General features: G+C 71.6%; 16 protein-coding genes. 9 read left to right on the forward strand and 7 right to left on the reverse strand.

Translation table 11 applies throughout. The annotated features are described in order from the left end of the window. Positions 1 to 5: 5 nt before the first annotated feature. The 3 genes from ACWCRD_RS36480 to ACWCRD_RS36490 are packed head-to-tail and all read left to right on the forward strand — an operon-like array spanning position 6 to position 4,146. Entirely contained in the window at positions 6 to 1,322 is a 1,317-nt protein-coding gene (locus ACWCRD_RS36480; RefSeq protein ID WP_450970003.1) for a glycoside hydrolase family 36 protein, read from the forward strand. Continuing rightward, positions 1,319 to 3,331, forward strand: coding sequence for a beta-galactosidase (locus ACWCRD_RS36485; RefSeq protein WP_450970004.1), 2,013 nt, complete (start codon positions 1,319 to 1,321; stop codon positions 3,329 to 3,331). Before ACWCRD_RS36480 ends, ACWCRD_RS36485 begins: the two co-directional genes overlap by 4 nt. Before the next feature lie 38 nt (positions 3,332 to 3,369). Beyond that, a complete protein-coding gene (locus ACWCRD_RS36490) occupies positions 3,370 to 4,146 on the forward strand; it encodes an Fpg/Nei family DNA glycosylase (protein ID WP_450970005.1) in 777 nt (258 codons plus the stop codon). Between the two features lie 18 nt (positions 4,147 to 4,164). On the opposite strand, the gene ACWCRD_RS36495 is transcribed toward ACWCRD_RS36490, so the two are convergent. Further along, positions 4,165 to 4,635 (reverse strand): hypothetical protein, encoded by a 471-nt coding sequence (locus tag ACWCRD_RS36495; protein WP_450970006.1) that lies wholly within the window; start codon positions 4,633 to 4,635, stop codon positions 4,165 to 4,167. Positions 4,636 to 4,728: 93 nt separating this feature from the next. On the opposite strand from ACWCRD_RS36495, the gene ACWCRD_RS36500 reads away from it, so the two are divergent. After that, entirely contained in the window at positions 4,729 to 5,775 is a 1,047-nt protein-coding gene (locus tag ACWCRD_RS36500; protein WP_450970007.1) for a helix-turn-helix transcriptional regulator, read from the forward strand. Between the two features lie 170 nt (positions 5,776 to 5,945). Then, positions 5,946 to 7,475, forward strand: coding sequence for a cytochrome bc1 complex cytochrome b subunit (qcrB, locus tag ACWCRD_RS36505; RefSeq protein WP_450970008.1), 1,530 nt, complete (start codon positions 5,946 to 5,948; stop codon positions 7,473 to 7,475). Here qcrB and ctaF read toward each other — a convergent pair. The 5 genes from ctaF to ACWCRD_RS36530 form a co-directional block, all read right to left on the reverse strand. After that, positions 7,393 to 7,797, reverse strand: a complete 405-nt coding sequence (gene ctaF, locus ACWCRD_RS36510) for an aa3-type cytochrome oxidase subunit IV (protein ID WP_450970009.1) — start codon at positions 7,795 to 7,797, stop codon at positions 7,393 to 7,395. The genes qcrB and ctaF overlap by 83 nt on opposite strands. Beyond that, entirely contained in the window at positions 7,794 to 9,473 is a 1,680-nt protein-coding gene (gene ctaD / locus ACWCRD_RS36515) for an aa3-type cytochrome oxidase subunit I (RefSeq protein ID WP_450970010.1), read from the reverse strand. The genes ctaF and ctaD overlap by 4 nt, the downstream gene beginning before the upstream one ends. 178 nt (positions 9,474 to 9,651) lie before the next feature. Next, positions 9,652 to 10,662 (reverse strand): iron-containing redox enzyme family protein, encoded by a 1,011-nt coding sequence (locus ACWCRD_RS36520; protein ID WP_450970011.1) that lies wholly within the window; start codon positions 10,660 to 10,662, stop codon positions 9,652 to 9,654. Further along, entirely contained in the window at positions 10,659 to 10,880 is a 222-nt protein-coding gene (locus ACWCRD_RS36525) for a CDGSH iron-sulfur domain-containing protein (RefSeq protein ID WP_450970012.1), read from the reverse strand. Before ACWCRD_RS36525 ends, ACWCRD_RS36520 begins: the two co-directional genes overlap by 4 nt. After that, the gene (locus tag ACWCRD_RS36530; protein WP_450970013.1) at positions 10,864 to 11,553 is read right to left on the reverse strand and encodes a HemK2/MTQ2 family protein methyltransferase; all 690 of its coding nucleotides are present in this window, start codon (positions 11,551 to 11,553) and stop codon (positions 10,864 to 10,866) included. Before ACWCRD_RS36530 ends, ACWCRD_RS36525 begins: the two co-directional genes overlap by 17 nt. 237 nt (positions 11,554 to 11,790) lie before the next feature. Between ACWCRD_RS36530 and ACWCRD_RS36535 the strand changes: the two genes are divergently transcribed. Further along, the gene (locus ACWCRD_RS36535; protein ID WP_450970014.1) at positions 11,791 to 15,000 is read left to right on the forward strand and encodes a bifunctional cytochrome P450/NADPH--P450 reductase; all 3,210 of its coding nucleotides are present in this window, start codon (positions 11,791 to 11,793) and stop codon (positions 14,998 to 15,000) included. Positions 15,001 to 15,197: 197 nt separating this feature from the next. Beyond that, positions 15,198 to 16,397, forward strand: a complete 1,200-nt coding sequence (locus tag ACWCRD_RS36540) for an MFS transporter (protein ID WP_450970015.1) — start codon at positions 15,198 to 15,200, stop codon at positions 16,395 to 16,397. 102 nt (positions 16,398 to 16,499) lie between these two features. Here ACWCRD_RS36540 and ACWCRD_RS36545 read toward each other — a convergent pair whose 3' ends face one another. After that, the gene (locus tag ACWCRD_RS36545; protein ID WP_450970016.1) at positions 16,500 to 17,123 is read right to left on the reverse strand and encodes a TetR/AcrR family transcriptional regulator; all 624 of its coding nucleotides are present in this window, start codon (positions 17,121 to 17,123) and stop codon (positions 16,500 to 16,502) included. 204 nt (positions 17,124 to 17,327) lie between these two features. Here ACWCRD_RS36545 and ACWCRD_RS36550 point away from each other — a divergent pair, with 204 nt between their 5' ends. Both ACWCRD_RS36550 and ACWCRD_RS36555 read left to right on the forward strand, forming a co-directional pair. After that, entirely contained in the window at positions 17,328 to 17,759 is a 432-nt protein-coding gene (locus tag ACWCRD_RS36550) for a hypothetical protein (RefSeq protein ID WP_450970017.1), read from the forward strand. Between the two features lie 57 nt (positions 17,760 to 17,816). Next, positions 17,817 to 18,467, forward strand: coding sequence for a hypothetical protein (locus ACWCRD_RS36555; RefSeq protein ID WP_450970018.1), 651 nt, complete (start codon positions 17,817 to 17,819; stop codon positions 18,465 to 18,467). Positions 18,468 to 18,548: the final 81 nt, after the last annotated feature.

Here is an 18,548-nt window from a genome sequence, read left to right on the forward strand (position 1 = left end):
CCTCCGTGCAGCACCACCCCTTCACCGCCGTCGCCTCCGTCCCCGTGGACCCGGTCAACGCCCGGGTCCACGAGGAGGGCTGGCAGTCCTGGAGCCCCAGCGGGGCCTATGCCCTCGGCGACAAGCCGTACCGTCCGACCAACGACAACTGGGCGACGGTCTGCTACCGCCCCGGCGTGACCGTCCCCGAGGGCACCTTCCAGGGCGAGGGCCTGCTGGCGCTCGACCCAGGCGATGGCTCCCCGGCCCGTCTGTGGGCGGCCGTCGACCCCACCGGCGAGGTGCCGTCCATCCGTCTGACCGTGGCGGACGGCATCGCGGAGGTCACCGCCGACGGCTCGGTGAAGGAGTGGACGGGCACGGACGTCCAGACCGCACTGGGCAGCTGGGCCGACAGCCTCGGCGTCGAGCCCCCGCGCCCGGCGCCGACCGTCTGGTGCTCCTGGTACGAGTACTTCACGAACGTCACCGAGGACGACATCCACGAGAACCTCCGTGCGATGGACACCCTCGACCTGCCGATCGACGTGGTCCAGATCGACGACGGCTACCAGAAGGCCCTCGGCGACTGGCTCACCCTCTCGGGCCGCTTCCGCTCCCGCGAGGGCATCGCGGACGCCATCCGCGCCCGCGGCCGCCGGGCCGGCATCTGGACGGCCCCCTTCCTGGTCGACCCGGCGAGCGACCTGGCCACCGAGCACCCCGACTGGCTGGTCCGCGACACCACCGGCGGCTTCACCCACGCCGGCCGCAACTGGGGCCACGACCTGCGCGTCCTGGACACCACGCACCCCGAGGCGGCGGCGTATCTCACCGAGGTCTTCCGCACCCTGGGCAGCGAGGGCTACGACTACTTCAAGGTCGACTTCCTGTACGCGGGTGCGCTGGACGGCGTACGGCACAGGGACGTCGACGCCCTCACCGCGTACCGCGAGGGCATCGAGCTGATCCGCGAGGCGATCGGCCCGGACGCGTACCTGCTGGGCTGCGGCGCCCCGATCCTGCCCTCGATCGGCCTGTTCGACGCGATGCGGGTGAGCCCGGACACGGCCCCGCACCGCCGCCCCGAGGCCGACGACTTCAGCCAGCCCGGCCAGGACCCGGCCGAGTTCACCGGCGCCGGACGCCAGTGGCAGCACGGCCGCCTCTGGGTCAACGACCCCGACTGCCTGATGGCCCGCCCGGCCGTGGAGACACGGGAGCGCTGGGCGGCCCATGTGGAGGCGACCGGCGGTCTGATGGCCTCCAGCGACCGCCTGCTGTCCCTGGACGAGTGGGGCGTGACCACCACCCGCCGACTGCTCTCGGGAGCCGAGCGATGAGCCGCGCCCTGAACGTGCCGGGCATCGCCTACGGCGGCGACTACAACCCGGAGCAGTGGCCCGAGGAGGTCTGGGCCGAGGACATGCGGCTGATGGCCGAGGCCGGGGTCACCATGGTGAGCGTCAACATCTTCTCCTGGGCGCTGCTGGAACCCTCCGAGGGCACCTACGACTTCTCGCGCCTCGACCGCATCCTCGATCTGCTGCACGCCCACGGGATCGCCGCCGACCTGGCGACCCCGACGGCGGCCCCGCCGGCCTGGTTCTTCGTGAAGCACCCGGAGGCGCTGCCGGTCGACAAGGACGGCCGCAGGCTGTCGTACGGCAGCCGCCAGACGTTCTGCCCGTCCAGCCCCGCCTACCGCGAGGCGGCCCTGCGGATCGTCGGCGAACTGGCCCGCCGCTACGCCGACCACCCCGCCGTGGTGATGTGGCACGTCCACAACGAGTACGGCTGCCACAACGCCGAGTGCCACTGCGACACCAGCGCGGAGGCCTTCCGCGAGTGGCTGCAGGACAGGTACGCGAGCCTGGACGCCCTCAACCACGCCTGGGGCACCACCTTCTGGAGCCAGTGGTACTACGACTGGGACCAGATCCTGCCGCCGCGTGCGACCGGCGCGGTCCCGAACCCGACCCACCAGCTGGACTGGCGCCGCTTCTGCAGCGACGCCCTGCTCTCGCTGTACGAGGCCGAGCGGGACGTCCTGCGGGAGGCCGCCCCGCAGACCCCCGCCACCACCAACTTCATGGTGATGTTCAACTTCGACGCCCTGGACTACTGGCGCTGGGCGCCCGAGCTGGACATCGTCTCCAACGACCACTACCTCCAGTCCGCCGACCCGGAGTCGCAGATCGACATCGCCCTCAGCGGCGACCTGGTCCGCTCGCTCGCGGGCGGCCCGTGGCTGCTCATGGAGCACTCCACGGGCGCGGTCAACTGGCAGCCGGTCAACCGGGCCAAGACGGCGGGGGAGTTGCGGCGCAACGCGCTGTCCCACGTGGCGCGCGGCGCCGACGGCATCGCCTACTTCCAGTGGCGGGCGGCGAAGGCGGGCGCCGAGCAGTGGCACTCGGCGATGCTGCCGCACGCGGGCACCGACAGCCAGATCTGGCGGGACGTGGTGCAACTGGGCGCGGATCTGCGGGCGTTGGCGGAGGTGCGGGGCGCCACCGGCACCGCCGAGGTCGCCGTCGTCTGGGACTGGAACGCCCGTTGGGCCATGGAACTGCCCTCGCAGCCCAGCGGCGAGCTGCACTTCCAGGACCTGGTCCGCGCCTGGTACGAGCCCCTGTGGCGGTCCGGCGTGGCGGTGGACTTCGTACGCCCGGACGCGGATCTGTCGGCGTACCGCCTGGTCCTGGCCCCTTCGCTGTATCTGGTCGACGACACGGGCGCGGCCAACCTCACCGGCTTCGCGGAGCGCGGCGGCACTCTCGTGGTCGGCTTCCACAGCGGGATGGTCGACGCCAACTGCCATGTGCGGCTGGGCGGTTACCCGGGCGCGTTCCGGGAGGCCCTCGGCGTCCGCACGGACGAGCTGTTCCCGCTGCTGCCCGGGCAGACGGTGGCTTTGAGCGACGGCAGCACGGGCACGCTCTGGTCGGAGCGGGTACGGCTGGAGGGCGCCGAGGCGGTGACGTCGTACACGGACGGGCCGCTCGCCGGGGTGCCGGCGGTGACCCGCAACGCGTACGGCACGGGCGCTGCCTGGTACGTGGCCACCCACCCGGCCCCGGAGGCCCTGGCCGGCCTCCTGGAGCGCATCCGCGTCGAGGCCGGGGTCGAGCCGGTGCGTTCCGCTCCGGCGGGCGTGGAGGCGGCCCTGCGGCGCGGCACCGAGGCCGACTACCTCTTCCTGATCAACCACACGGACCAGGACGCGGAGGTCGCCGTCTCCCCGGGGGCGACCGAGCTGCTGTCCGGGAACCCGGTGGCCGACGGCAGGGTGACGGTGGCGGCGCGGGAGGCCGTGGTGGTGCGGGAGCCACGGGTGGGTACCCGGTAGCGAAGTCGCCGGAGCCTCCCGTAGCGAGGTGAGCGGTCATGCCCGAGCTGCCGGACGTCGAGGGATTCCGGAAGGTCTTCGTGTCCTGCGCGAAGGGGAGGGTGATCCGGCGCGTCGACGTCCGTGACGCGGGCGTCCTGCACGGGGTGAGCGCGCGGCGGCTGCGGGAGGCGCTGGAGGGCCGGCGCTTCACGGGTGCGGAGCGCCACGGGAAGTGGCTGCTCGCCCGTACCGGCGGCCCCACCGTCGCGCTCCACTTCGGCATGACCGGGCTGCTGGTCTGCGCCCGCCCCGACGAGGAGGCCGCGCCCCACGACCGCGTCCTGTTCACCGTGGGCGCCGACCGCCAGCTCCGCTACCGCGACCAGCGCAAGCTCCAGGGCCTGTGGCTGGCCGACGACGAAACGGCCGTCGGACGGCTGCTGGCCCGCCAGGGCCCGGACGCGCTGGCCGTGGACCGCGAGCGGTTCGAGGCCGCGCTCTGCGCCCGCCGCGGCACGATCAAGACCGTCCTCACCGACCAGTCCGTCGTCGCCGGCCTGGGCAACCTGCTGGCCGACGAGATCCTCTGGCGCGCGAGAGTACGTCCCGCCGCCCACGCGAACGACCTCACCGAGGACGACCGCCGCCGCCTCTACACCCAGATGTGCCGCACCCTGCGCTCGGCGGTGCCCACCGGCCGCGTCCCGCCCCGGGACTCCTGGCTCACCGGCCACCGCGACACCCCGTCCCCGCACTGCCCCCGCTGCGGCGAGCCGCTGCGCCGCTCCCGTCTGGGGGGCCGTACGACGGTGTGGTGCGCGCAGTGTCAGTAGATCGTGCGGAAGCCGTCGTCAGCTCATGCAGAGGCCGTCGTTCGGGCAGAAGACGACGTAGACGGGGTTGTAGCCGGAGGCCACGGTCAGGCGAGCCGGGTCGGGGCCGATGTTGAGGTTCGAACCCGGATCGGGCGTGGCGGTGAAGGTGACGGTCGAGCCGACCGGGAAGGTCGCGTCGCACGTGCCGGTCTGGCTCGGCGCCTGCGCGTTGTCGGCGTAGGGGTCCCACGACGTGATGTGGCAGTTGATCCCGGCCGGACTGCTGGTGAGGCGTCCTCCGCCCCAGCCGTCGCTGATCCATGCGTACACATGACCCGTCTGGGTCTGGGCGGGGGCGGCGTGCGCCGGGGCGGCCGTGCCGAGGGCGGCCGCGGAGGCGAGCGCGGAGGCGACCACGAGCGCACGCCAGGAGGTGCCGGCTCCGCGCCGGCGCCGGGAGGTCGCGACGGGGTCGGCCGTCGCACGGGGGTCTGGGTTGCTGGTCATCGAGGGCTCCTGTTCCGGTCCCTCCATCGTCGACGGCGGCCGGGCGCCCGGCCCATCCCAGAAATGTGGGGAATTGCGTCGTACGCTGTAATCATGGCGGTTCGTGTCGCCTACGCGCGGTCGCACGAGCGTGTCGTCCGCCTCTGCGAGGCCGGTGGCGACTCCCGGGACCTGCGTGTGCGGCTCCTCGACGAACTGCGCACCGCCACCGGCTTCGACGCGTACGCCTTCCCCCTCACCGACCCCGAGACCGCCGTGGGCTGCTCACCGGTGGCCGAGGTGCCGTGTCTGCCGGAACTGCCGAGGATGACCCGCCTCAAGTACCTGAGCGCGACCGGTCGCTGGACGGCACTCGACGGCATCGCCCTGCTCAACGAGCTCCCCGACCGCTCCGGCAGCCTGCTGTGGCGGGAGCTGCTGCACGGCTACGGCGTGCGGGACATCGCCTCGATGGTGTTCCGGGACCGCTTCGGCTGCTGGGGCTTCCTCGACCTGTACCGCTACGACGGCGGCTTCAGCGCCGCGGAGGCCGAGTACCTGGCCCGCCTCACCGCCCCCGTGACCGCGGCCCTGCGCCGCAGCCAGGCGGAGACCTTCGTGGTGAGACCGTCCGGGGCGCAGCGCCCGGGCCCGCTGGTGCTGCTGCTCTCCCCCGACCTGCGGGTCCTCGCCCGTACCCCGGACACGTACGCCTATCTGAGCCTGCTGGTGCCGCCCGAGCATGCCCGCCCGGAGGTGCCCGCGAGCGCCTACGACGTCGCCGCCCAGCTGCTGGCCGTCGAGGCCGGCGTCGACGCGAACCCGCCGCGCTCACGGGTCCACCTGGCGGACGGCCTGTGGCTGACCCTGAGCGCCGCCCGGATCGGCGACCCGGCGCGGCCCGACCGGCGGCGGGCCATCGCCGTCACCATCGAGGAGACCTCACCGGCCGAGCGGCTCGCCGTGTTCGCCAGGGCCCACGCCCTGAGCCCCCGGGAGAGCGTCCTCCTCGGCCTCCTGGCCAAGGGCGGCGACAGCCACGCCCTGGCCGACCGGATGTCCCTGTCGGAGCACACCGTGCAGGACCACCTCAAGTCGATCTTCGCGAAGACCTCCACCAACAACCGCGGCATGCTGCTCGCCCGCGCGCTGGGAGCGTGAGCGTCAGCCGAACGGGTGCGACACCACCGGCGCACGAGTGTTTCGTGACCCAGGGGTACTCGCCGCATGCGCTCCGGGAAAGAGATGCCGGGAGCAGGCGGTGTCGAAGGGAGAGCGGCCGTGAGGTGGGTGCCGTACGAGGAAGCCGTCGGCCGCGCCATGGGCCCGTCGTGAGCGCGCCCGGAGCGGCTCGCCCTCCCCACCGGGGGGAGCGGCTGGCGGACGCGGTGGACGCCCGGCTGCCCGTGTACGACGGGGGCGGCCGGCTGTTGCGCAAGGCGTTCCCGGACCACTGGTCGTTCCTGCTCGGCGAGTTGGCGCTGTACAGCCTGCTGGTCCTGGTGCTGACCGGTGTGTGGCTGACCCTCTTCTTCAAGCCGGAGATGCGGGAGGTCGTCTACGACGGGCCGTACACCCCGCTGCGGGGCGTGCGCATGTCGCAGGCCTTCGACTCCACCCTGCACATCAGCTTCGACGTGCGGGGCGGGCTGCTGATCCGTCAGCTGCACCACTGGGCCGCCCTGGTGTTCGTCTCCGCGATCGGCCTCCATCTGCTGCGGATCTTCTTCACCGGGGCCTTCCGCAGGCCGCGGGAGCTGAACTGGGTCATCGGCGTCACCCTGTTCATGCTCGCCCTGGCCGAGGGCTTCGCCGGCTACTCCCTGCCGGACGACCTGCTCTCCGGCACCGGACTGCGCATCGCCGAGGGGATCATGCTCTCCATCCCGGTGGTGGGGACGTACATCGCCTTCTTCGTCTTCGGATCCCAGTACCCGGGCCACGACGTCATTCCGCGGCTGTACAGCCTGCATGTGCTGCTGCTGCCGGGAGCGCTGATCGCCCTGGTCACCCTGCATCTGATCCTCGTCTTCCACCTCAAGCACACCCAGTGGCGCGGCCCGGGCCGCACCAATGCGAACGCCGTCGGAAAGCCCCTCTACCCGCAGTTCACGGCCTCGTCCGCCGGCCTGTCCCTGACCGTGTTCGGGGTGCTGGCCGTCCTCTCCGGCGTCGCGCAGATCAACCCCGTCTGGGTGTACGGCCCCTACCGGCCGGACCAGGTGTCGACCGGGTCCCAGCCCGACTGGTACGTCGGCTTCCTGGAGGGCTCGCTGCGGCTCGTGCCGCCGTGGGAGACGACCGTCGCCGGCCACACGCTGATGTGGAACGTCCTGCTGCCCGCGGTCGTCCTGCCCGCACTGCTCTTCGCCGTCCTGTACGCCTACCCCTTCGTGGAGCAGCGGCTGACCGGCGAGTGGCTCACCGAACAGCACCTGTGCGACCGGCCCCGCGAACGACCCGTCCGCACCGGCCTGGGCGTCGCGGGCATCACCTTCTACGGCGTGCTGCTGCTGGCCGGTGGCAACGACGTGCTGGCGGCGACCTTCCGCATCTCGGTCAACACCCTCACCTGGACGCTGCGCGTCGCCCTGGTCGTGGGCCCGGTGCTCGCCTTCGTTCTCACCCGCGCGCTGTGCCACGCCCTCCTGGAGGCGGAACGCGAACGTCTCGCCGAGGGCGAGGAGACCGGCGAGGTGCGGCAGAGCGTGACCGGCGGCTACGAGAGCGGCCACCGCCCCGTCACCGACTTCCGGCCCGGCGCCCCGCGCGCCCCGCTCACTCCTGTGGACCGGCACCCCGGTCCACGTACTGGAACACCAGGCCGAGAACACCCCGGCCCAGCACGCCGAAGCCGATGAGGAACAGCCACAGGCCGTAGACCACGCCGGTCGCCGTGACCGCGAAACCCAACGCGGTGACGATCGGCCAGGGGCTGTGCGGCGGGAAGAACTCCAGCGGCCCGGCGGCGTCGGCCACCTCGGCGTCCTTGCAGTCCTGGGGGCGCCGGCCGTGCCGGGCGTACTGCACGGCGCAGAAGAACGACACCAGTGCGGCCATCGCGAACGCCACGACGAGCGCCGCGGTGCCGGCCGGGTCCCAGTGGGACCACACGCCGTAGAGCGCCGCGGAGCCGCCGAAGAAGGCGGCCACGGCACCGAAGAGCACGGCCTCCACCTTCACCGGAGTCCCTCCTTCCTGGCCTGCTGGACGACATCGGGGTGGTGCAGGTCGAAGGCCGGGGACTCCGAGCGCACCCGGGGCAGCGCCGTGAAGTTGTGCCGGGGCGGCGGACAGGAGGTGGCCCATTCCAGGCCGCGTCCGTAGCCCCAGGGGTCGTCCTCCTCGACGGTCCGCCCGTGCCGGGAGGTGCGCCACACGTTGTAGAGGAACGGCAGCGTGGACACACCGAGCAGGAACGCGCCCGTCGACGACAGGGTGTTGAGCAGGGTGAACCCGTCGGAGGGCAGATAGTCGGCGTACCGGCGCGGCATGCCCGACTCGCCCAGCCAGTGCTGCACGAGGAACGTCAGCTGGAACGCCGGGAACAGCAGCCAGAAGTGCAGCTTGCCCAGGCGCTCGTCGAGCATCTTCCCGGTGATCTTCGGCCACCAGAAGTAGAAGCCCGCGAACATCGCGAAGACCACGGTGCCGAAGAGCACGTAGTGCAGATGGGCCACCACGAAGTACGTGTCGGTGACATGGAAGTCCAGCGGCGGTGAGGCCAGCAGCACCCCGCTGAGGCCGCCCAGCAGGAACGACACCAGGAATCCGAGCGACCACAGCATCGGTGTCTCGAAGGACACCGAGCCGCCCACCATCGTTCCGATCCAGGCGAAGAACTTGATGCCCGTGGGCACCGCGATCAGGAACGACATCACGGAGAAGAACGGCAGCAGCACGGCTCCGGTGGCGAACATGTGGTGCGCCCACACCACCGCCGACAGCATGGTGATGGTGGTCGTCGCCCCGATCATCGGCAGATAGCCGAAGAGGGGCTTGCGCGAGAACACCGGGATGATCTCCGCGATGATGCCGAAGAACGGCAGCGCGACGATGTAGACCTCGGGGTGCCCGAAGAACCAGAAGAGGTGCTGCCACAGCAGGGCGCCGCCGTTGTGGGCGTCGAAGACGTGCGAGCCGAACTTCCGGTCGCACTCCAGGGCCAGCAGTGCGGCCGTGAGCACCGGGAACGCGGGCAGCACCAGGATCGACGTGAACAGCACGTTCCAGGTGAACATAGGCATCCGGAACATCGTCATGCCCGGGGCGCGCAGACACAGGATCGTGGTGATGAAGTTGACCGCGCCCAGTGTGGTCGACACTCCGGTGACCACCAGCCCCATCACCCACAGGTCGCCGCCGGCGCCGGGCGAGAAGTACGCGCTGTTCAGTGGCGCGTAGGCGAACCAGCCGAAGGCCGCGGCACCGCCCGGTACCAGGAACCCCGACACCACCATCAGGCCGCCGAACAGATACATCCAGTACGACAGCGCGTTGAGCCGGGGGAACGCCACGTCGGGGGCGCCGATCTGCAAGGGCATCACGGCGTTCGCGAACCCGGCGAACATCGGGGTGGCGAACAGCAGCATCATGATCGTGCCGTGAATGGTGAACAGCTGGTTGTAGGTGTGCTCGTTCATGAACTGCAGCCCCGGACGGGCCAGTTCGGCACGCATGCCGAGAGCGAGCAGGCCGGCCAGGAGGAAGAAGCAGAACGACGTCACCATGTACAGCCGGCCGATCACCTTGTGGTCGGTCGTCGAGGCCCAGGCGAGCAGCGTGCGCCCCAGCGGGACGGCGGCACCGCGAGACGCACGCCCCGCGCCTTCCTCAAGGCGTTGCGACGCTTCGGTCATGGTTCTCCTCAGCCGTGCCGAGAGTGAGAAGCGCGTCGCGAGTGCCCGCCCCGACCGACGGGAAACCAGCGACTCCTCTGCGTGACGACGCTACCCACGCCTCGGGCGGCGCGGGCGCTGCCACGCCTCCGGAGCGGGCGCAGATCGCCCGGCCGCCACGCCAGGGGCGGTGCCGGTCTCATGGGCGGCGGGGTATCCCGTCCCGCCGCCAGTGCGCCAGCAGCCTGGCCGCCAGGGCGTCCTCCAGATGACCGGTCGCACGGATCCCGAAGACCACGTCGGCCTCCAGGCCCGGATCGCTCTCCAGCAGCCCTCCGACGACGTCATGCCGTACGACCTGTTCGTGCACGGCGTCGGCCTCGACGTGCTCGGTGTAGAACCGCACGGCCGCCGGCCCTGCCCCGGCCCGGCGCATCGCTTCGGCGAGGCGGCGGGAGGCCGGGGACGAGGTCACCTCGACGGCGGCGAAGTGCCCGACGAGCGCGCCGCGCAGCGCCCGGTGCAGACCGAACAGGGACATCAGATTGACGATGGCGAGCGCCTCGGCGGGGGCGGCGTCGACGTAGTGGCCGTACGCCGTCTCCAGCCCGAGGTCCGCCATGAGGTCGGCGTACAGCTGCGCATGGATCTCGTCCGCGCGGCCCGCGCCGAACTCGTCGAACTCGACCGCGACCATCGCCGCCTTGGCCCGTCCGTGCAGCCGGGGGATGACCCAGGCGTGCGGATCGGCTTCCTTGAGGTGGTAGAGCGAGCGCAGGGCCGCGTACTCCCGCAGCTGGCCGAGATCGCCCTCGTCGCGCAGGAAGTGCGAGACGCTGCCGCCGGCGTCCACCGGTTCGACCTGCAGTTCGTCCAGCGCCTGCCCGGCCGTGTCGGTGCCGTTCACCGGTACGTCCGCGCGCAGTGCGCCCAGGAAGCGGTCCTCGATCGCGGCGCGGCAGGCCAGCAGCCCGCTGTCCCACTCGAGCCCGTCGGGCACGCCCTGGAAGCCCTCGTAGTGCAGCTCGTAGAGGACGTAGAGGGCGAGTTGCAGGTCCTCGCCGTACGGCGCACGGTCCGCGGCAGGCGGAATGCTCCCGGGGATCGATCCCCGCAGCAGCGCCAGCACGGCGGCGGAGAGCGGGCCACGGGGTTCGGGCAGTGGCGGTGGCCGGTGCCGCGACTGCTCCCGGGGGTGGGCCGCGGTCATTCGGGCCCGCCTTCGCAGGGCCGCCCGCCGCGGCGGCGATGGCTGGTGTCGCACCAGGGGAAGGTACGGCTGCGGCGGCAGGTGCAGACGGCCACGGTGAAGCGCCGCGAGACCGTCACCTCGCCGTTCTCGTCCACCACTTCGACGGGACCCTCGATGAGCAGGGGCCCGTCGCGCTGCACGCGCACCCGGCGGGGCCGGTCAGATGTGTTCGGCACGGATCACCACCAGCTCCTCCGTCGTACCGTCGGCCGTCAGCCCCCGCTCGCGCAGCCAGCCGAGCCGTGAACGCAGCACGCGGCCGAACGGGAGCCGGGTCCGGTCGACGACCTCGGCCCGCAGACCGGCGTCCGCGAGGCGGGCCAGCGTGGCGTCGATGCCGCACAGATGCGAGTGCACGAGCAGCAGCGCGCCCGTCGGCCGCAGGAACGTCGTCGCGCTGTCGCAGATGCGGTCGATCAGCAGCCGGCCGTCCGGACCGGCGTCCCAGGCCCGGGCGGCACCCACGGGCGGCGTCTCGTCCTGGGCGGGTACATAGGGCGGGTTGGCGACCACGAGGTCGAAGCGGCGGCCGGGCACGGCCGAGGAGAGGTCGCCGTGGCGCACCCGCAGGGTCTGGCCGTTCAGCAGGGCGTTGACCCAGGTGGCCGCGACCGCCCGCCAGGAGATGTCGACCGCGGTGACCCGGCCGCCGAGCCGCGCCGCCTCCACCGCGAGCACTCCGCTCCCGGTGCCCAGGTCCAGCACGTCCGTACGTTCCGTGATCGCCTCGCGGTACAGCGCACGCCGCAGCAGCCGGGTGTCGGTCTGCGGGGCGTAGACACCCCGCGGGACCCAGCAGCGGGGCGGGGCGGCGACGACCGAACGGCTGCTGGTCAGAGAAGTCTCCACAGGCCGGTGCCTTCCGCCTAGATCGAACGCCACCGAGCTGAACCGGCAGCGTCCCACGGGTACCCCCTGGCGACAGACGTAACGGCCCGCGCCGACCGGCACCCGATGCACTGACCCGCCCGAAGGTTCTGTCGGATGACCGTGTCAGGTAACACAATCGCTCGACATTGTCGAGTGACAATGTCGCGTGTATGTTGATCACAAGCGACAGACCGGTGCGGCACGAAAGGCAGCCCCATGACCAAGACGTCCCTGCGTGGAACCGAGCCGATCCCCCAGCGGCCTGCCCTCCCGCTGGTCGGCCACGCGTTCAGCGTCCCCAGTGGTGCCGACGGCCTGCTCCATGTGATGAAGGAGGCCAAGGAACTGGGGCCGCTCTTCCGGCTCAGGATCTTCGGCAACGACATCAACTTCGTCTCCGGCCTGGACCTCGTCACCGAACTCGCCGACGAGACCCGCTTCCGCAAGAACGTCCACCCGGACCTCGTCCTCCTCCGGGCGATCGGCGGAGACGGGCTGTTCACGGCCTTCAACGACGAGCCGAACTGGCGCAAGGCGCACGACATCCTCATGCCGGCGTTCTCGCTCGGTGCGATGCGCGGCTACCACGCGACGATGCTCAAGGTCGCCCGGGAGCTGACGGGGAAGTGGGACCGGGCAGCAGGCACGGAGCCCGTGGACGTCGCCGCCGACATGACCCGGCTCACCTTCGACACGATCGGCCTGTGCGGCTTCGGCTACGACTTCGAGTCGTTCGCCCGCGCAGAGGCGCACCCCTTCGTCACCTCGCTGTCACGCGCGCTCGGCTTCGCGCAGGCCAAGGGGGAGTCGATCCCCGGTACGGACCTCTTCAAGTGGCGGCAGGCCGAACAGTTCCGCGGTGACGTGACCCTGATGCAGGACCTGGTCGACGACGTGATCCGGCAGCGCAGGGCTTCCGGTGACCAGAGCACCGACGACCTGCTCGGGCGGATGCTGCACACCCGCGACGCCGTCACGGGCGAACCGCTCGACGACGTGAACATCCGTCACCAGGCGATCACCTTCCTCATCGCCGGGCACGAGACCACCAGCGGGGCGCTGTCCTTCGCGCTGTACTACCTGACCAAGCACCCCGAGGTCCTGGCCCGTGCCCAGGCGGAGGTGGACGCGCTGTGGGGCGACACGGACGCGCCCGAACCCGACTACGCGGACATCGGGAAGCTGACGTACATCCGTCAGGTGCTCAACGAGGGCCTGCGGCTGTGGCCCACGGCGCCCGTCTATGCGGTGGAGCCGCTTCAGGACACGGTCATCGGCGGGAAGTACGCCGTGCGCAAGGGCGAGTCGCTGCTGGTGCTCATTCCGCAGCTGCACCGGGACCCGGCCTGGGGCGAGAACGTCGAGCTGTTCGACCCCGACCGATTCCTGCCCGAGCGGGAGGACACCCGCCCCGTCCACTTGTTCAAGCCGTTCGGCAACGGCGAACGCGCCTGCATCGGCCGCCAGTTCGCGCTGCACGAGGCGACCCTGGTCCTCGCGCTCCTGGTGCACCGCTACCGCCTGATCGACCACACCGACTACCAGCTGAAGATCAAGCAGTCCCTCACCCTCAAGCCCGACGAGTTCACCCTCGGCCTGGCCCGGCGGACCAGCGCGGACCGGCGCCGTCCCGCCGCCGCGACCGGCGCACCCGCGGCCCTGGAGCGGCCCGCCGCCCGGCCCGTCACCGGCACCGCACTGACCCTCCTGCACGGCTCCAACCTGGGGACCTGCGCGGGCATCGCCCGGGATCTGGCCGAGGACGGCGGCGAACGCGGATTCACCGCGACCGTCACGCCCCTCAACGACGCGGTGGGCAAACTGACCCCCGGCGCCGGACCCGTGGTGATCGTGGCCGCCTCCTACAACGGCAGGCCGACCGACGACGCCACGGAGTTCGTCGCCTGGCTGGAGGGACTCGAGCCCGGCTCGCTCGACGGAGTCCGGTACGCCGTACTCGGCGTCGGAGACCGCAACTGGGCCGCCACCTACCAGCGCGTCCCCACCCTCATCGACGAACGGCTCACCGCCGCGGGCGCCGTACGCCTTCTGGAGCGCGGGGCCGCCGACGCCTCCGGGGACTTCGGCGGCACCGTCGACCGGTGGACGGGCGACCTGTGGGCCGCCCTGCTCGACCGGTACGGGGCCGAAGGGGAGGCGGCCGCGGTGGAGGCGCAGCCCGACCAGGACGCGGGGCTGTACGAGCTGCAGGACACGACCGACTCGGTCATCGGCGGGCTCACGGCTCGCCACGGCGTCCAGCCGATGGAGGTGCTCGACGCGTACGAACTGGTCGACATGGACCATGGGCTCGGCCGTTCCAAGCGGTTCGTGCGGCTGCGGCTGCCCGAGGGCGTCACCTACCGCACCGGCGACCACCTGGCCGTACTCCCGCGCAACCCCGACGCCCTGGTCCAGCGGGTCGCCGACCGGTTCGGCCTGGACCTGGACCGCACCGTCCGGCTGCGCGCCCGCCGCCGCAGCCGGGGCGCGCTGCCCGTCGACCGCCCGCTGACCCTGCGCCGGCTGCTGACCGACTTCGTCGAACTGCAGGACGCGGCGGCCCAGGAGCAGGTCGCGGTGCTCGCCGAGCACACGGCCTGCCCGCCGGAGAAGCGCCCCCTGGCCGAGCTGGCGGCGGCGGAACCCGAGGCCTTCCGTGAGCAGGTGACGGTCGCCGGGCGGAGCGTCCTGGACCTGCTGGAGCGCTACCAGGCCTGCGAGTTGCCGTTCGAGCGCTTCCTGGAACTGCTCCCCGTGCTGCGCCCGCGTCACTACTCGATCTCCTCCTCCGCGCAGGCGGCCCCGGGCGAGGTGGACCTGATGATCTCGCTGCTGGCGGCACCCCACCGCGGTGGCGAGGGAACCTTCAAGGGCATCGCCTCGCACTACATCCAGACCGTTCGGGCCGGGGACACCGTCCAGGCCAGGGTGCTTCCGTGCAGCGAGTCGTTCCGCCTGCCGCAGGACCCGTCCGTCCCCGTCATCCTGATCAGCGCCGGCACCGGTCTGGCCCCCTTCCGCGGAGCCGTCCTCGACCGCCACCACACCCGGTCGACCGGGACGCTGCTGTGCTACTTCGGCTGCGACCACCCGGCCGTCGACTACCTCCACCGTGAGGAGTTCGAGCTGGCGGAGGCGGCCGGAGCCGTCAGCATGCGCCCCACCTTCGCCTGCGCCCCCGAGGACGGCGCCCGCTTCGTGCAGGACCGCATCGCCAAGGAGAGCGACGAGGTCTGGGCCGCGCTGCAGGCCGGCGGACGCGTCTACGTCTGCGGCGACGGCCGCCGCATGGCTCCCGCCGTGCGCGAGGCGTTCATGGCCGTCTACCGCAAGTACACGGGCGCGGACGACGAAGAGGCCACCGCCTGGCTCGCCGCCCTGATCGAGTCCGGCACCTACGTCGAGGACGTCTGGGCCGGCTGACACACCGGATCCCCGCCACGGGGCACGCGCGTCCGCACCGCCCGTGCCCCGTGCCCTCCCGTCCCGCACGCCACCCGCTCTCCCCCACGTGAGGTTTCCATGCCTGTCGCACGCTCGGCGGTCCGCCGAGGACCCCTCCTCCTCTCCCCGTCCCCGTCCCCGTCCCCGTCCTCGTTCTCGTTGCAGCGGAGCGGCCGGTGAAGGCGCGCGGCGGCACCGTTCTAACCTTCGGTGTCGCGGTGGCGCTCATCGCCGGAGTCACGCTCGGCAACGGCGGCGCGAATGTGATGCCCGTCTTCGTCGACGACTTCGCCTCGCGCTTCGCCATGTCCAACTCCGGTGCCGGACTCGTCGCCGCGACCCAGCTGCTGGCGACCGCCGTCGTGACCCTGTTGCTGGCCCGACGGGCCGCGCGGCCGGGCCGTGTGGGGCTGACCCGCCTCGGCCTCGCCTGCGCGGGAGTCGGCTTCCTGGCCGCGACGGCAGCGCCCGGCGCGGTGACCCTAATCCTGGCGAACCTGGTCCTGGGAGCTGGACTCGGTGCGGTCTACGCCGCGGCCACAGCGGCGCTCGCCGCCACCGACGACGCGGACAAGGCGTCCGCGGTCACCATCTCGGGGACGGTCGCGGTGACAGCGCTGCTGATCATGGCGGTGCCCGCAGCCAACCACGATCTGGGGGAGGGCACCGGGTTCGTCCTCATGGCGCTGTGCTGCCTGGCCGCCTGGCCCCTCGTGCGGCGGCTTCCGGACGGGCCGCCGGCCTCCGGTGGCGCCTGCGACGGGGCGGAGGGCAAAGGCGTCGCGGGCCGCCCTTCGGTGATCCTGCTGGCCGGAACGGCGCTCCTGTGGGCCGTCACCCAGGGGGCCTGGTCATACGCCTCCGTGCTGGGACGTCAGCACACCGCCATGTCGGACTCGCTCGTGTCGGCGGTGCTCGCGCTCTCCAGCGTCGTGGCACTGCTCGGCGCGGTCGTCGGCCCCGTGGCCGCACGCCGCTTCGGACGCATGAGGTCGATGGCCGCCTTCGTCACCGCACAGGCCCTGGCGATGGCCGTCCTGATCTCCACCCACGACACCGTGCTCTTCATCGCCGCGGCCGTGATCTGGCAGGGGTGCCAACTGGCCGTCCTGGTGCAGATGCTGGCCGCCGCCGCGCTCATCGACCCGACCGGGCGCCTGGTCGCGTCCCTCAGCGGTGCGGGGGCGCTGGGCACCGGCATCGGACCACTGGCCGTCGGCGCCGTCCTGGACGCGGCGGGAGCCGGTGTACTCAGCGTCCTTCTGGCCCTCGGCACTTTCATCGCCTCTCTGCCGCTGCTCAGGATGACGGTGGCAGGTGCCGCTGCCTCCGCCGAGCGTCCCCCGGCTCCGTCGCCCGCCGCCGAGGCGGGTTGAGAGCATCCGGCGCCGGGCAGGGGCCGGGTCCGGGTCGACGGCAAGACCGTCAGCCGGGACCCGGCCCTTGGTCGTACTTCCGGACAGACGCGGACGTCCTGATCAGTCCGTGGGCACGGTCACGAGGTCCAGTCGGCCGCCTGCCAGGGCCACGACCGCGGAGACCAGCGCCTGGAGGGCGGCCTGTTCAGCCGCCTGATCGGGCAGTGACAGGTGCTGCATGCTCAGTCCGTCGAACCCCGCGAGGAAGAACCGCGCGAGCGTCTCGGCCGGCTGGGCGAGCTGGTGGCCGGTGCGTCCGGCGGCCTCGTTCACCAGCTTCGTCGTCACGTCCACGATCCCCACGTAGTGGCTGCGCAGGGCCTCGCTGAGGGCGGGAGTGCGCAGAGCGAACATGGACAGCTCCGTGAGCAGCTGGTGGCTGGTGGGCTGCTCAACCACGGTGCGCCACAGGGCGGCGGCGAGAGCCGCGATCGACTCCTCGAAACCGGCGTCCTCGGGTGCCGCCCGCTCGACCTGGGCGACCAGGTCCTCGGTGAGCTGCTCCATGACGGCGCGGTAGAGCTCTTCCTTCGTGCCGAACGTGTAGTGCACGGTGGCCTGTGCGACGCCCAGTTCGGCAGCGATGGCGCGTGTGCTTCCGGCTGCGACGCCCTCCCTGGTCATGAGGTCGATGGCCGCTTTGATCAGTTGAGGGCGGCGTTCGGCCGCGGAGACGTGAGCCATGCTCCCATTGTAGCGACTTAGTCCTTTGGTTAAGTCGTTCGATCAAGTCGATGAGACAGTTGTCGCACCAGCACGCGATCAAGAGGAACTTCATTGATCAGCGGCTCCGACGTTGATTACTTCCCGGTTCCGACTGCCTGATCAACCGCCCGCCCCGGAAATTCGGTGGTGCCCGAACCCAACCGGACAGAAGGGAGCGGGGCCATGTCCCGTTCACTCCGTAAGAGAATCGCCGGCGCCTTGGCCGTGGTCGCCCTCGCGGGAGGGTCGCTGACCCTGGCCGCCGGCGGGGCCGACGCCGCCACCTTTCCGCCGCCGCGCCCCTTCCCCCACCCCGCCTGCAACTCCCCCGTCTTCACCGACTGCGTCGAGATCGTCAACCAGAGCGTGGACGCGTACAGCTGGCGTATCAGTGTCACCGAGCCCAACGGCCACCGGTGGAACCGCTGCCTCACGGGCGGCCGGCCCGGGGAGACGAGCTACTACCCGAGCGTGTGGTTCTCCAACAGCGACCGGGTCTCGCTGACGGCCTTCCGCGGCGGGAGCTGCGAGGGCTGGAGCCGGAACGACGACTGGTGGGGCGACTGGCGCTCGACCCAGGACCAGTACCACGTGATCGTCGTCAACAGGCACTGACCGCCGCACACCGCTCGCACGACCAGCCCCCCTCATTCCCCGCAAGGAGCCACCCAAGTGCGCCCCCACGCTCTGACGACCCCCGAAGCAGCGCCCACAGTGACCAAGAAGAGCAAGCACCGCCGCTGGCTGGCGCCGGTGCTGAGCCTGGGTCTCGCCCCGCTCATCCTGCTGGCCTCCCCCGGCTCCGCCTCGGCGGACACCTGGTGCTGGAAGCCGGACGGCTACGACATCCGCAAGGGCGACACCACCTGGGCCAAGGCCCAGACCCAGGCCGCCAACACCTTCCAGGACTGGGTGTGGCGCGGCCCCACCTTCCGCTGCCCCACGAACTCACCCGGCTGCCAGTACGCCTGGCAGCAGCAGAAGACGACGGGCTGGCAGTGGTCGGTCGGCGTCAGCGTCAGCAACCCCGTCCCGTGGCTCAACCAGGTGCTCGCCAGCGTCACCCCCTCCTACGGCCGCAACGGGTCCACGTCCACCACGTTCAACTTCACCACGAACCTGAGCCCGGGCCAGTACGCCCAGCCGATCCAGGTGGTGGAGCGCCGCTGGACGAAGGGCACCTTCGTCGGCGCCTTCCGCACCGACCACTCCGGCTGCGAACACGGCTCGGAGCGGTACTGGTGGGACGGCAACTACCAGTGGGGTTCGTGGCAGGCCAACCTCAGGGTCAACGACTACGGCTCGTACAACATCTGGAAGTGACGCCCAAAAGCCGGCCCGGCCCCGGTGTTCCTGCACCTGCACCGGGGCCGGGCCTCCTTCCCGTTCGACCTCCGACCCCCT

The organism is Streptomyces sp. NPDC002092, from assembly GCF_053593775.1.

Coding starts and splice junctions, on each gene's coding strand:
- ACWCRD_RS36485 (WP_450970004.1), top strand. CDS start 1,319: ATGAGCCGCGCCCTGAACGTGCCGGGCATCGCCTACGGCGGCGACTAC.
- ACWCRD_RS36490 (WP_450970005.1), top strand. CDS start 3,370: ATGCCCGAGCTGCCGGACGTCGAGGGATTCCGGAAGGTCTTCGTGTCC.
- ACWCRD_RS36495 (WP_450970006.1), bottom strand. CDS start 4,635: ATGACCAGCAACCCAGACCCCCGTGCGACGGCCGACCCCGTCGCGACC.
- ACWCRD_RS36500 (WP_450970007.1), top strand. CDS start 4,729: ATGGCGGTTCGTGTCGCCTACGCGCGGTCGCACGAGCGTGTCGTCCGC.
- ctaD (WP_450970010.1), bottom strand. CDS start 9,473: ATGACCGAAGCGTCGCAACGCCTTGAGGAAGGCGCGGGGCGTGCGTCT.
- ACWCRD_RS36520 (WP_450970011.1), bottom strand. CDS start 10,662: ATGACCGCGGCCCACCCCCGGGAGCAGTCGCGGCACCGGCCACCGCCA.
- ACWCRD_RS36535 (WP_450970014.1), top strand. CDS start 11,791: ATGACCAAGACGTCCCTGCGTGGAACCGAGCCGATCCCCCAGCGGCCT.
- ACWCRD_RS36545 (WP_450970016.1), bottom strand. CDS start 17,123: ATGGCTCACGTCTCCGCGGCCGAACGCCGCCCTCAACTGATCAAAGCG.
- ACWCRD_RS36550 (WP_450970017.1), top strand. CDS start 17,328: ATGTCCCGTTCACTCCGTAAGAGAATCGCCGGCGCCTTGGCCGTGGTC.